6 protein-coding genes are annotated in these 13,617 nt (G+C 63.7%); 5 read left to right on the forward strand and 1 reads right to left on the reverse strand.

The window, feature by feature from the left end; genetic code table 11:
• Positions 1–3 precede the first annotated feature (3 nt).
• Complete coding sequence (locus tag M0D64_RS00960) at positions 4–663, reverse strand: sugar dehydrogenase complex small subunit (protein WP_266256309.1); 660 nt, start codon at positions 661–663, stop codon at positions 4–6.
• Between the two features lie 367 nt (positions 664–1,030).
• On the opposite strand from M0D64_RS00960, the gene M0D64_RS00965 reads away from it, so the two are divergent.
• The 5 genes from M0D64_RS00965 (at position 1,031) to glgX (ending at position 13,600) form a co-directional block, all read left to right on the forward strand.
• The gene (locus M0D64_RS00965) at positions 1,031–1,693 is read left to right on the forward strand and encodes a DUF1345 domain-containing protein (protein ID WP_266256310.1); all 663 of its coding nucleotides are present in this window, start codon (positions 1,031–1,033) and stop codon (positions 1,691–1,693) included.
• A gap of 475 nt (positions 1,694–2,168) precedes the next feature.
• Positions 2,169–5,621: a maltotransferase domain-containing protein gene (locus M0D64_RS00970; RefSeq protein WP_266256311.1), complete on the forward strand. Its 3,453-nt coding sequence runs from the start codon at positions 2,169–2,171 to the stop codon at positions 5,619–5,621.
• Positions 5,618–9,079, forward strand: a complete 3,462-nt coding sequence (treS, locus tag M0D64_RS00975) for a maltose alpha-D-glucosyltransferase (protein WP_266256312.1) — start codon at positions 5,618–5,620, stop codon at positions 9,077–9,079. Before M0D64_RS00970 ends, treS begins: the two co-directional genes overlap by 4 nt.
• A complete protein-coding gene (glgB, locus tag M0D64_RS00980) occupies positions 9,072–11,282 on the forward strand; it encodes a 1,4-alpha-glucan branching protein GlgB (RefSeq protein WP_266256313.1) in 2,211 nt (736 codons plus the stop codon). The genes treS and glgB overlap by 8 nt, the downstream gene beginning before the upstream one ends.
• 98 nt (positions 11,283–11,380) lie before the next feature.
• A complete protein-coding gene (gene glgX, locus M0D64_RS00985; RefSeq protein WP_266256314.1) occupies positions 11,381–13,600 on the forward strand; it encodes a glycogen debranching protein GlgX in 2,220 nt (739 codons plus the stop codon).
• Positions 13,601–13,617: the final 17 nt, after the last annotated feature.

Below are 13,617 nucleotides of genomic sequence, written 5' to 3' on the forward strand. Positions count from 1 at the left end.
CGTTCAGGCGCTCACCGGCTTCTGCGTCCAGTAGAACGGCACGTCGCGGCAATAGGACGGAATCGTCAGCACGTCTTTGACCGGCTCGAACATCAGCGCTTTTTCATAAGCGACCACATCCACATGCGGCATGTCGCCCACGAGACCGAGATACCACGCGCGCATGATCGCGCTCACGGATTTCGCGAGCGCCGGCTGATCGACCTGCAAGGCCTGAGTGACCGTATCTGACGGCACGCCGCCATGGCCTTGCAGCCATGTGTTGAGCGCGGCGACGTTCTGGGAGAACTGGCTGTCGGATCTGGCGAGGGCGTCGTAGACGCGTTTGCCGAGCACGGCGTCGAAGCCCGTGTGACCGGTGAGACGCTGCGAGAGCGCAAGGAAGGCATCGAGTCCGCCACCGGGGGGCGCGGTGTCAGCGAACGCCGGCGCGATCCACGAGAGCGATCGGCCTGCCCCGGCAAACGCGAGCGCCGCGGCCGTTGCGCATGCGCCTAGCACCCAGGCTCTGCGCGAGGCGGAAAACGATGCATGCAGCGAAGATGAGCGAGTGGATCCCGGCGAAGAAAGCGGCGAAGAGGACTTTGGCGACGTTGGCGACGGAAACCTGGCCAGATGCGTCACGTCATGGTGCGCATCTTTATTCTCAGGAACATCTGTCATGGGGGCTCCAGATGGTGAGTTGATCGTGAGTTGTTCTCAACAGACAACGCCGCCGTAGCGTGATGCCTTTGGCGCGCTGCGTCGATTTCTCTACCCCAAACCTGGTCTGGCGCCGCTTAAGCGGTCTTGTGTGGCTGCATGATGCCGATGCGAGCCGCATTACGTTGTGCCGATGACAGCCTTGTGAAAACAGCCTGACTGCGCGGCACGCGCAGCGAAAAACCCGCCGCCTGCCAATCGCCTTTCAACTGAAAGCGGCCCGCAAGGCCGTTGCGAAAGACTATAGCCTGTGATTCCCCCATTCGACAAATGGTGCCCGAAGCGCGAGTAGAATCCGCGGCACAGACGGCCCTTCACCCTATATCTCATGCTCCTAAAATATTATCCGCAGGTTCTTCGCAATCGTCCCCGCATGCTGATCGGCCTCGCCGTCGGCCTCGTGGCCGCGCTGGTGCTCCCAGAACACATACGCCCCATGGTGCGTGTTCTGGCCGGCTGGGATGCCGCGGTGTGGATCTACCTCCTGCTCATGTGGGTGCACATGGCCGCCGCCGACGAAGGCCGTGTCCGCGAATTCGCGCAGCGCGACGACGAGAACGCGGGCGTGGTGCTGGTTGTGATCTGTGTCGCGACGGTCGCCAGTATTGCCGCGATCGTGCTCGAACTGGCCTCGGCGAAGGGCACGGCCGGCGCCTCGACTGCATGGCACTACCTGTTGACCGGCCTCACGATGTTCGGCGCCTGGTTCATGATCCCCACCATTTTCACGTCGCACTACGCGCGGCTTTACTACGACCCGGATGCACCGGAGACCCCCCTGCTGTTTCCCGACCACAAGCTCCAGCCGAACTACTGGGATTTCCTGTACTTCTCGTTCACCATCGCCGTGGCCTCGCAAACCTCGGACGTGGTGTTGCGCTCGCGGTCGATTCGCCGCGCCGCGCTCGCGCAGTCGATCCTGGCGTTCTACTTCAATGTCGCCGTGCTCGGCTTGTGCGTGAACATCGCAGCGGGCTTGCTCGGCTCTTGACCGGCCGTGCTTCCTTAAAAATCTTTTCCCTCTCGACGCTTGCCCCGCCGGCCGCCACTTCGCCTTTTGCGGCCCCGGCGGCCCCCGCGCCCGCGTCGCGCCACCCCGTGTAAAACCCGGGCGACGCCCGTCCGTTTTACACGCAAACCACCCGCCGCCGCGCTCCCATCGCGTCCGCCCGTCCGTCGCGCCTCCCCTTAGGGCGCGCGCTCCGCCACCCTTCCGCTTCAGTCCAGAACGCACTGGCACAACGTTTGCTGCGTCTTGCGAATAGTTCTGGCCGGCCCCGTGCCATCGACGCCTGGCGTCAAAGCACCCCTTACTGGCCAGCGGCGTGACGATCTTTGCACTACATTGACCAGTACGCGCCCTCGCTTCACGCATCGCGCGGTATCCGGCTCTGGAAGCCCAATGAGCGCTGTGATCGCATGTCAATTGCATCCACACCGCAGCAGGACGAATCTGGAAACGACCGATGGAATCCCCAAACGGGTACGCGCCGCGGATTTACTTTTTCCATTCACTTCTCGTCGGGCCGCTCGATGCATGGCCTGCGCAGTTCGCTCACGCAGCCGGACTGGGCTTCGATCACGCGCTGATCGGCGGCCTCTTCGAGCCGGGCCGCGCGGGTCACGCACAGGTGGTTGGCAACCACGGCCGGCTGCATCCGGCATTCGAGACTCAGCAACCCGCCACGGAGGCGATCCGTACGCTCGCGCACGCCGCACGCCAGAACGGTCTGACCTTGCTGGTCGATCTGGTGATCGACCGGATGGCCGCCGATGGCGCGCTGTACGCCGAACATGCCGCCTGGTTCCACCCATTCGAGTCTGAAGAGGCGCGGCTCGATCCGCGCCATGTGCATCACGAGGACAACGTCGCGTATGCCAACTTCAACGACGACGCCAGCCGCGCTGCGTTAGTCGGCTGGTGGACGCAGCAACTGCTGGCGCTGGCCGACGCCGGTGTCGGCGGCGTCCGGTTCGATTCGCCGCATCGCGTGCCGGCCGCGGTTTGGCGGCAACTCGGCGAAGCGGTTCGGGCGAAGCATCCCGACGTGCGCTTCCTCGCCGCGACGCCGGGTCTCGCGCGTGGCGATTTGCTCGGCCTCGCTGGCGCGGGCTTCGACAGCGTGTTCTCGTCGGTGCGCTGGTGGGACTTCCGCGCCGGCTGGATGGTGGAAGAGCATGCCGCGCTCGCCCGCATCGCCGCACCCATCGCCTTTCCCGAAGCGCCTTACGGCACCCGCCTCGCTGCCGATCTCAGCGAGGCGCACGACGCCGCCATCGTCGAGCGGGCCTACCGGCGCGCGCTGTTCGCGTCGGCCTCGACCGGCACCGGCTGGATGATGCCGATGGGCTTCGAATATGGCATCACCGAGCCCATGTCGCAGACGCGCGGCGACGCTGCGCAGTTTGCGCTGGCCTGCCGGTCGAAGCGATTCGATCTCTCGGAACAGATCAGCCATGTGAACGACGTGGCGCGCAATACAAAAACGCTGCACGCCAACGGCGAATTGCGCCCGCTAAGCGGGCCCGGCGCGCCCGCGGCCGTCTTGCTGCGCGCCGACGCGCCCGATCTGCGCGACGCCGGAGAAGCGATCCTGATCGCCATCAACCCCGAACTCGGTGCGCCTGTGCGCGTCGATCCAGCCCGCTTCCTCACGGGCGTACCGGGCAACTTCACGCGCTTCGTCCCGCTCGACGCGTCCGCGCATGCCACGCCCGCCACGCTGACGCCGTTCACGCTCGCACCCGGCGCCGTCAGTTTGTTCCGCGGGGTCGCCGATGAACCGATCCGTCTCGCGCCGCCGATCGACAAGGCAAACAGCAAGCGCAGCGGCCGCAAGACGGTGCTCGAAGCGATCAGCGCGCCGCGCGTGGCGATCGAGAGCGTGACACCCGCGGTCGATAACGGACGCTTCCCCGCCAAACGCACGGTGGGCGAGCGCGCCGAAATCACCGCCGCGATCTTCGCGGAAGGCCACGACAAGATCGCCGCCGCCGTCGTCTGGCGCGCCGCTGACGAAACCGCCTGGCACGAAGTACCGATGAGCCCCGCACAGCCGGCCGGCCTCGATATCTGGAAAGCGCGCATTCCGCTGGAGCGCATGGGCCGTCACGAGTTTACGGTGATCGCATGGCGCGACGACTTTGCGTCGCTGGTCGAGCATATTCAGAAGAAGCTGAAGGCGGGCCAAACCGTCGAACTCGAACTCGACGAAGCCACGCATCTGTTCGCCCTGGTGCTCGCCGAAGTGGAAACCGCGGAAGGCGCGGAGGGTACGATAAGCGAGCCGCTCGAACATATCGTCAAGGTCTTCACCAAGGCCGATCCCGAGGCCAAGCTCGCACTGCTGCTGGCGCCGACCACCGCGAAGGCGATGACCGCCGCGCGCCACCGCCCGTTCCTGAGCCGCGATCCAATCGTCTACAAGATCGACGCCGAACGCACCGCGGCAGGCTTTGCAAGCTGGTACGAAATCTTCCCGCGTTCGATGAGCGACGATGAATCGCGTCACGGCACCTTCGCTGACGTCGTCACGAAACTGCCGCGCATCCGCGACATGGGTTTCGACGTGTTGTACTTCCCGCCGATCCACCCGATCGGCGTCGCCAATCGCAAAGGCCGCAACAATACGCTGACCGCACAGCCGGGCGATGTCGGCAGCCCGTACGCGATCGGTGGGGTCGAGGGCGGCCACACTGCCGTGCATCCCGAACTCGGCACGCTCGACGACTTCAAGCAGATGCTGGCCGCCGCCCACGCGCACGGCCTCGAAATCGCGCTCGACTTCGCGATCCAGTGCTCGCCGGATCACCCGTGGCTGAAGGAGCATCCGACGTGGTTCGCCTGGCGTCCCGACGGCACGCTGCGTTACGCGGAAAATCCGCCGAAGAAGTACCAGGACATCGTCAATCCGGACTTCTATGCGCACGACGCCAAGCCCGATTTGTGGCTCGCGCTGCGCGACGTCTTCCTGTTCTGGATCGAGGCGGGCGTGCACATTTTCCGTGTGGACAATCCGCACACCAAACCGCTGCCGTTCTGGGAATGGGTGATCGACGATGTGCGCTCGCGCTATCCCGACACGATTTTCCTCGCTGAAGCCTTCACGCGGCCGCGCATGATGAACCGGCTCGGCAAGATCGGCTTCTCGCAGTCGTACACGTATTTCACGTGGCGCGAGTCGAAGCGCGACTTCATCGAGTACATGACCGAACTCACGCAAACCAGCGCGCGTGATTTCTACCGGCCGAATTTTTTCGTCAATACACCGGACATCAACCCGCGGCATTTGCAGTCGTCGGGGCGTTCGGGCTTTCTGATCCGGGCCGCGTTGGCCTCCACACTCGCCGGTTTGTGGGGCGTGTATAGCGGTTTCGAATTGTGCGAGGCCGCTGCGTTGCCGAACAGCGAGGAATATCTCGACTCCGAAAAGTATCAACTACGCGCGTGGGACTGGAACCGGCCCGGCAACATCGTCGGCGAGATCACTGCGTTGAACCGGATTCGCCGCGCAAACCCGGCATTGCAAACGCATCTCGGCCTCACGTTACTCACGGCGCACAATGACAAGATCCTGTTCTTCGAAAAAGCGACCGCAGCACGCGACAACGTGATCCTGGTCGCGATCAATCTCGACCCCTTCAACGAACAGGGCGCGGATATCGAATTGTCGTGGGACACTTTCAACCACTGGAATCTGCACGACCATGGCGCGCTGGAAGTGACCGATCAGATGACCGGTGCGCGTTTCGAATGGCACGGCCGCTGGCAGCACGTCCGCCTCGGTTCAGGCCAACCGTTTTCGATCTGGCGCATCGCGCCGCTCGGCGGCCTACCCGCTGAACGCCCGGATGATGCCGACAGCGACAATCACGCAGACGACGCTGGCAACCCAACCCCTACGGAAGGTGCGACATGAAGCGTGAAGATCCAGCCCAAAGCACGTCGCAGACCCACACGAGTACAGCCGCCAGCGGCGCGGCGAAAGCGCGGACATCGCGGCGCGGCAAACCCGCCGCGCTCAGCGACGATCCGCTCTGGTATAAAGACGCCATCATTTATCAGGTGCACATCAAGTCGTTCTTCGACGCGAACAACGACGGCGTCGGCGATTTTCCGGGCCTGATCGCGAAGCTCGACTACATCGCCGAGCTCGGCGTGAATGCGATCTGGCTGCTGCCGTTCTATCCGTCGCCGCGGCGCGACGACGGCTACGACATCGCCGATTACCGCAACGTGCATCCGGACTACGGCCAACTATCGGACGTGAAGCGCTTCATTCAGGAAGCGCACGCACGCGGCATCCGCGTGATTACGGAGCTGGTGATCAACCACACGTCCGATCAACACCCGTGGTTTCAACGCGCCCGTCGCGCGAAGCCGGGGTCGAATCATCGCAACTACTACGTGTGGTCCGAAACCGATCAGAAGTACCAGGAAACGCGGATCATCTTCATCGATTCTGAACCGTCGAACTGGACCCATGATCCGGTCGCGGGCGCTTACTACTGGCATCGCTTCTACTCGCACCAGCCCGATCTGAACTTCGACAATCCGGCCGTGCTGAAGGAAGTGCTGCAGGTAATGCGCTTCTGGCTCGACATGGGCATCGACGGGCTGCGGCTCGACGCGGTGCCGTATCTGGTTGAACGCGAGGGCACCAACAACGAGAACCTGCCTGAAACGCACGCGGTGCTGAAGAAGATCCGCGCAACGATCGACGCCGAATATCCAAACCGGATGCTGCTCGCCGAAGCGAACCAGTGGCCGGAAGACGTGAAGGAATATTTCGGCGACGAAGACGAATGCCACATGGCGTTCCACTTCCCGCTGATGCCGCGCATCTATATGTCGATCGCGAGCGAAGACCGCTTTCCGATCACCGACATCATGCGGCAGACGCCGGACCTCGCGGAAACGAACCAGTGGGCGATTTTCCTGCGCAATCACGATGAACTGACGCTCGAAATGGTCACGGATTCAGAGCGCGATTACCTGTGGAACACCTATGCGAGCGATCGCCGCGCGCGCCTGAACCTCGGCATTCGCCGCCGCCTCGCACCGCTGATGGAGCGCGACCGCCGCCGCATCGAGCTGATCAATTCGCTGCTGCTGTCGATGCCCGGCACGCCCGTGATCTATTACGGCGACGAACTCGGCATGGGCGACAACATCCACCTCGGCGACCGCGACGGCGTGCGCACGCCGATGCAATGGTCGTCGGATCGCAACGGCGGATTTTCGCGCGCCGATCCTGAACAACTGGTGCTGCCGCCGGTGATGGGTTCGTTGTACGGCTTCGACGCCGTCAACGTCGAAGCGCAAAGCCGCGATCCGCATTCGCTGCTGAACTGGACCCGGCGCATGCTCGCCACGCGCCGTGCGAAACAAACCTTCGGACGCGGCACGATCCGATTCCTGAAGCCGGAAAACCGCAAGATCCTTGCGTATCTGCGCGAACTGCCAGGCGAGCCGCCAATATTGTGCGTAGCCAACCTGTCGCGCGCACCGCAGGCGGTTGAACTCGATCTATCCGAATTCAACGGCTCGGTGCCGATCGAAATGACTGCCGATTCCGTGTTCCCGGCAATCGGCCAGCTCACTTATCTGCTGACCTTCCCGCCGTACGGTTTCCTGTGGTTCATGCTCTGCTCGAGTGGCCAGCGTCCGACATGGGCGCAAGCGCATTCCGAACCGCTGCCCGAATTCGTCACGATCGTGATCCGCGAGGGTCAGGTCGGCCCGACACCGGAAAACGTCCGCCTGCTCGAATCCGAAGTGCTGCCGTCCTGGCTGAGCCGACGCCGCTGGTTTGCCTCGAAGGATCAGAAGATGCACGCGGTGCGCCTCGCCGCGTTGACGACGATCCCCAACGGCGGTTTCGCGTTCACCGAAATCGAAGCCGACGTGGGCGATCACACCGAACGCTACGTCGTGCCCATCGCGATCACGTGGGGCGGCGAGACCACCACGCCGCTGTTCATGCAACTCGCCTTGGCGCGCGTGCGCCGCGGCCGCAACGTCGGTCATCTGACGGACGCGTTCGCGCTGCCCATCTTCGCTCATGGCGTGATGCGCAAGCTGCGCGAACGCGCGGTCGTGCCGACCGTACAGAAGAGCGAGATCAAGTTCCTCCCCACCGAGCGGTTCTCCGAACTCGATGATATCGGTGAGCGGCCCGAAATCCGCTGGCTGGCGGCCGAGCAAAGCAACAGCTCGCTGATCATCGCCGATGCCGCGGTGTTGAAACTGGTGCGACGTCTGGTGAGCGGCGTTCATCCGGAAGCGGAAATCAGCCGCTATTTGACCCAGCTCGGCTACGCGAACACCGCGCCGCTGTATGGTGAAGTGGTGCGCGTCGATCCCGAAGGCGTGCCGCATACACTCGCTATCTTGCAAGGCTATATCGACAATCAGGGCGACGCCTGGAACTGGTCGCTGGACTACCTGCGCCGCTCGGTGGACGAACTCGCGATCGCCGTCGATACGGACGGGCAATCGCCGGACCGCGACAACGAAACGATTCTCATGGAAGGCTACAGCGCGCTGGCCGGCACCATCGGTAAGCGGCTCGGCGAACTGCACATGGCGCTTGCGTCACCTTCCGACGACCCGGCATTCGCACCGGAACTCGCCAGCGCCGAGCAGGTGAAGGCGTGGGTCGCCGGCACGCAAGCCATGCTCGCCGGCGCGCTCGATCTGCTCGCGCCGCGCATCGAACAGATGAGCGATCCGGACACCCAGGCATTGGCACAAAGCCTGATCGACCGTCGCGCCGCGCTGGTCGCTGCGGTCAGCAAGCTGGTGTCGGGCGATGCGGGTGCGCTGCGTACCCGCATTCACGGCGACTTCCATCTGGGTCAGGTGCTGGTCGCGCAGGGCGACGCGTATCTGATCGACTTCGAAGGCGAACCCGCGCGTACGCTGGAGGAACGGCGTCAGAAGTCGAATCCGTTGCGCGACGTGGCCGGCTTGTTGCGCTCGCTGTCGTATGCGAGCGCCGCGGCGCAGTCCACGATGGAAAGCGCGCCACAGCAAACTGCCGATCGCAAGCGCGCGCTCTTCGACCGTTTCCGTGCGCATGCTACCGAGACGTTCCTCAAGGAATACCGCGCCGCCATCGCGGATTCGCCGACGCCGCTGGTAGCGCCCGAAGCCGAACAGGCCTTGCTCGATCTGTTCCTGATCGAGAAAGCCGCTTATGAAATCCGTTACGAGGCGGCGAATCGTCCAACGTGGCTCAGTTTGCCGGTACGCGGCCTCGCCTCGCTCACCAGCCGCTTGCTCGGTGACACTGGCAGCCCGCAGCACGATCCATCAACCCAGGCGCCAAACGCCGCCGCATCGCCTAATCCGGCCGAGGGCGACTATGAGTGAGCATGATCCGGCCGCAGGCCTCCAACCACTCGATATCGACGCGCTCGTTGAAGCGCGTCACCCCGATCCTTTCTCGCAGCTCGGCATGCATCGGACGGACGCGGGTCCGGTGGTGCGCGCGCTGTTGCCGAACGCCAGGCACGTCACCGTAATTTCACGCGCCAACGGCGCAACGCTCGGCGAGCTCGAGCAACTCAGGCCGGGGCTGTTTGCCGGCCGCATCACCTCTGCCGCGCCCTATCGCCTGCGCATCGACTGGCATGGCACCGTGCAGGAAATCGAAGACACGTATTCGTTCGGCCCCGTTCTCGGCGACGAGCCGTTGGGCCGTCTGGCCGGCGGCGACCCGTACGCAGTGCTCGAATGCCTCGGCTCGCGCCCGATGGAAGTGGACGGCGTGCCGGGCGTGCGCTTCGCCGTCTGGGCGCCGAACGCGCGGCGCGTCTCGGTGGTCGGCGACTTCAATTCGTGGGATGGGCGCCGTCATCCGATGCGGCTGCGTCATCAGGCAGGCGTATGGGAATTGTTTGTGCCGCGCGTCGGCCCGGGCACGCGCTACAAGTACGAATTGCTCGCCCGTGACGGCCATCCGTTGCCGCTCAAGGCCGACCCGTGTGCGATGCAGACGGAATTGCCACCAGGCACCGCATCGGTGGTCGCACATGTCGACGAGATCGAGCAGTTTGAATGGACCGATCACGACTGGATTCAGTCGCGCGCCGCCAAACAGACCCCGCGCGCGCCGATCTCGATCTACGAAGTGCATGCCGAATCGTGGCTGCGCGTCGCCGAAGAGGGCCAGCGCGGCCTCACGTGGGAAGAACTCGCCGAGCGGCTGATTCCGTACGTGAAAAGCATGGGCTTCACGCACGTGGAATTCATGCCGATTGCCGAGCATCCGTTCGGCGGTTCGTGGGGCTATCAGCCGCTCGGACAGTTCGCGCCTTCGGCACGCTTCGGCAAGCCCGAGCAGTTCGCGCTGTTCGTCGACAAGGCGCACGCGGCCGGCCTCGGCGTGCTTCTCGACTGGGTACCGGCGCACTTTCCGAACGACGCGCATGGCCTGATCGATTTCGACGGCACGCCGCTCTACGAGCACGCTGATCCGCGCGAAGGCTATCACCAGGACTGGAACACGATGATCTACAACCTCGGCCGCAACGAGGTGAGCGCGTTCCTGGTGGCATCGGGCCTCGCGTGGTTGAAGCGCTATCACGTCGACGGCCTGCGTGTGGATGCGGTCGCCTCAATGCTGTATCGCGACTATTCGCGCGCCGCCGATGAGTGGGTGCCGAACATCCACGGCGGGCGCGAAAATCTCGAGTCGATCGCATTTCTGAAGCGGCTGAATCATGAAGTCGGCTATGTGCCGGGCGTGCCGGGCGCGATCACGATCGCCGAGGAATCGACCGCGTGGCCGGGCGTGACCGCACGCCTCGAAGATGGCGGCCTCGGCTTCCAGTTCAAGTGGAACATGGGCTGGATGCACGACACGCTGCACTACATGGAAGAGGACCCGGTCTACCGCCAATACCATCACCACATGATGACCTTCGGGATGGTGTACGCGTATTCCGAGCGCTTCGTGCTGCCGCTCTCGCACGACGAGGTGGTGCACGGCAAAGGCTCGCTGCTCGGCAAGATGCCTGGCGACAGATGGCAGAAGTTCGCCAACCTGCGCGCGTACTTCGGCTTCATGTGGACGCATCCGGGCAAGAAGCTGCTGTTCATGGGCGGCGAATTCGGCCAGTTGGCCGAATTCAACCATGACACGTCGCCACACTGGCATCTGCTCGACGATCCGAACCATCACGGCGTGCAGAAGCTCGTGCGCGATCTGAACCATCTGTACAGCGAGGAGCCTGCGCTGCATCTGCTCGACAGCGAGCCGGGCGGTTTCCAATGGCTCGTCGGCGACGACAACGGCAACAGCGTGTATGCCTACCGCCGCACCGATGGCGAAGGCCGCGAACTGGTGGTGGTGTGCAATATGACGCCGGTGCCACGGGTCGGTTACCGGATGGGAATGCCGCGCGGCGGCCGCTGGGCAGAAGTGCTGAATACGGATGCCGGCGTGTACGGCGGCTCGAACATGGGCAATGGCGGGCTGATCCACACCGACAACGTCTCGAGCCACGGTTGGCCGCATTCCGCTGCGCTGACGCTGCCACCTTTGGCGACGATCGTTCTGCGCGCAGATTGATAGAAGTGTTGTAAGACGGGCGCGCGGCGGCCAGGCCGCGCGCCCGTTGCATGAAGTCCCACGATAGCGTTCATAAAACAGAACAAGGAAGGGGAATCATGTCGCATGCAATGCCCGACCGGCTTCTGCCCGGCTCGCCTTATCCGCTCGGCGCTAGCTGGGATGGCCTCGGCGTCAACTTTGCGGTGTTCTCGGCGAATGCGCAGAAAATCGAGCTTTGCCTGTTCGATCCCACCGGCCGCAAGGAGATCAGGCGCTTCACGCTGCCCGAATGCACCGACGAAATCTGGCACGGCTATTTGCCCAATGCGCACCCCGGCACGGCATACGGCTTTCGTGCGCATGGGCCGTACCAGCCGCAGCACGGACATCGTTTCAATCCGCACAAACTATTGCTTGATCCGTATGCGCGCAAACTGGTCGGGCAGTTTCGCTGGTCCGATGCGCTATTCGGTTACCGTGTGCATTCGAATCGCGCCGACCTGTCCATCGACCGGCGCGACTCGGCGCCGGCCATGCCAAAGTGCGTCGTGATCGACGAAGCCTTCGACTGGTCGCACGACAAGCGCCCGAATGTGCCGTGGGGCGAAACCGTCGTCTACGAGGCGCATGTGCGCGGCGTCTCGATGTTGCGCCCCGATTTGCGCCAGCACGAACGTGGCACGTTTGCCGCGCTCGCGTCGCCGGAATTCATCGAGCATTTACTGAAGCTTGGCGTGACCGCGGTCGAATTGCTGCCCGTGCATGCGTTTCTGAACGACCGCTTTCTGGTGGAGCGTGGCCTGCGCAACTACTGGGGTTACAACACCGCGGCATTTTTTGCGCCGGAGCCGTCGTATCTGAGTTCGCACCGGCTCGATGAAATGCGCATCGCCGTGCGTCAGTTGCATGCGGCCGGCATTGAAGTGATTCTTGACGTGGTCTACAACCACACCTGCGAAGGCAACGAGATGGGGCCGACCGTCTCATGGCGCGGCCTCGACAACGCAAGCTACTACCGCCTGATCCCAGGCGACGAACGCCACCATATCAACGACACCGGCTGCGGCAATACCGTGAACCTGCCGCATCCGCGCGTGCTGCAGATGGTGATGGATTCGCTGCGCTACTGGTCGACGAAGTTCAATATCGACGGCTTCCGTTTCGATCTCGGCGTGACGCTCGGCCGTGAACAGCATGGTTTCGATCCCGGCTCCGGCTTCTTCGACGCATTGCGCCAGGACCCGATCCTGTCGCAACGCAAGCTGATTTCCGAGCCATGGGACATTGGCCCTGGCGGTTATCAACTCGGCAACCATCCACCGGGCTTCGCCGAATGGAACGATCGTTTCCGCGATACAGTGCGCCGCTTCTGGCGCGGTGACGCGGGCCTGCGTCCCGATCTTGCCGCGCGTCTCACCGGTTCCGCGGATCTGTTCAACCGGCGTTTCAGGAAACCGTGGGCATCGGTCAACTTTGTCACGTCGCATGACGGTTTTACGCTCGCCGATACCACCGCGTATGAGCACAAGCACAACGAGGCCAATCGCGAAGACAACAACGACGGCCACAACGAAAACTGCAGTCGCAATTGGGGTGTAGAGGGCCCGACCGACGATCCGGTCCTCCTCGAAACCCGCAAACGCGTGGCCCGCTCGCTGATCGCCACGTTGCTGATGGCGCTCGGCACACCCATGGTGCTGGCAGGCGACGAATCGCTGCGCACGCAGAACGGCAACAACAATGCGTACTGCCAGGATAACGAACTATCATGGCTTGACTGGGAGCGCGCGGAGTCGCCCGACGGCCGTCAGATGACCACGTTCGTCGCGCGCGTGATCGCGCTGCGCAAACAGCATCCGCTGCTGCGCGAAACGCGCTTTCTGTTCGGCGATCGCGAAGTCTTGCCGGGCCTGTTCGATGTCGGCTGGTTCGATGAACACGGCGATCCGCTCACTATCGAAGCCTGGCAGGACCCCGAAGGCCGCGCGTTCACGCTGCGGCGCGCGGGTCCAGGCTTGAATAACGAAACGGAAGTATTGTTGATGATGCTCAATGCTGCGGACGAAACACGGCGTTTCACACCGCCCGCGCCACACCTGGAATGGCATGTGCTGCTAGATACGGCTGAGCCGGAAAGCGCGCCGCATCGGTTGGCAGTGCCGGAGGTCGAAGTGGCCGCGCATAGCCTCGTGATGCTGGCGGCGCAGCCCATTGGCGAAGCGGATTGGCAGGCGGGCTGGAAAGCCGGCGCGCACCACGGGCCGCGGCTGTTGACCGCGCTGCCGCCCGATCCGGGTGCGCATCCGCCGAGCAGCGATACGTCGCCGACCACGTAGGCGAGAAGCAAAACCGA

The sequence above is a fragment of the Paraburkholderia sp. WS6 genome (genome assembly GCF_030464835.1).
GTDB lineage: Bacteria > Pseudomonadota > Gammaproteobacteria > Burkholderiales > Burkholderiaceae > Paraburkholderia > Paraburkholderia madseniana.

Excerpts from the sequence above, each read along its gene's own strand:
- M0D64_RS00960 (WP_266256309.1), bottom strand. The coding sequence starts at position 663 with ATGACAGATGTTCCTGAGAATAAAGATGCGCACCATGACGTGACGCAT.
- M0D64_RS00965 (WP_266256310.1), top strand. The coding sequence starts at position 1,031 with ATGCTCCTAAAATATTATCCGCAGGTTCTTCGCAATCGTCCCCGCATG.
- M0D64_RS00970 (WP_266256311.1), top strand. The coding sequence starts at position 2,169 with ATGGAATCCCCAAACGGGTACGCGCCGCGGATTTACTTTTTCCATTCA.
- treS (WP_266256312.1), top strand. The coding sequence starts at position 5,618 with ATGAAGCGTGAAGATCCAGCCCAAAGCACGTCGCAGACCCACACGAGT.
- glgB (WP_266256313.1), top strand. The coding sequence starts at position 9,072 with ATGAGTGAGCATGATCCGGCCGCAGGCCTCCAACCACTCGATATCGAC.
- glgX (WP_266256314.1), top strand. The coding sequence starts at position 11,381 with ATGTCGCATGCAATGCCCGACCGGCTTCTGCCCGGCTCGCCTTATCCG.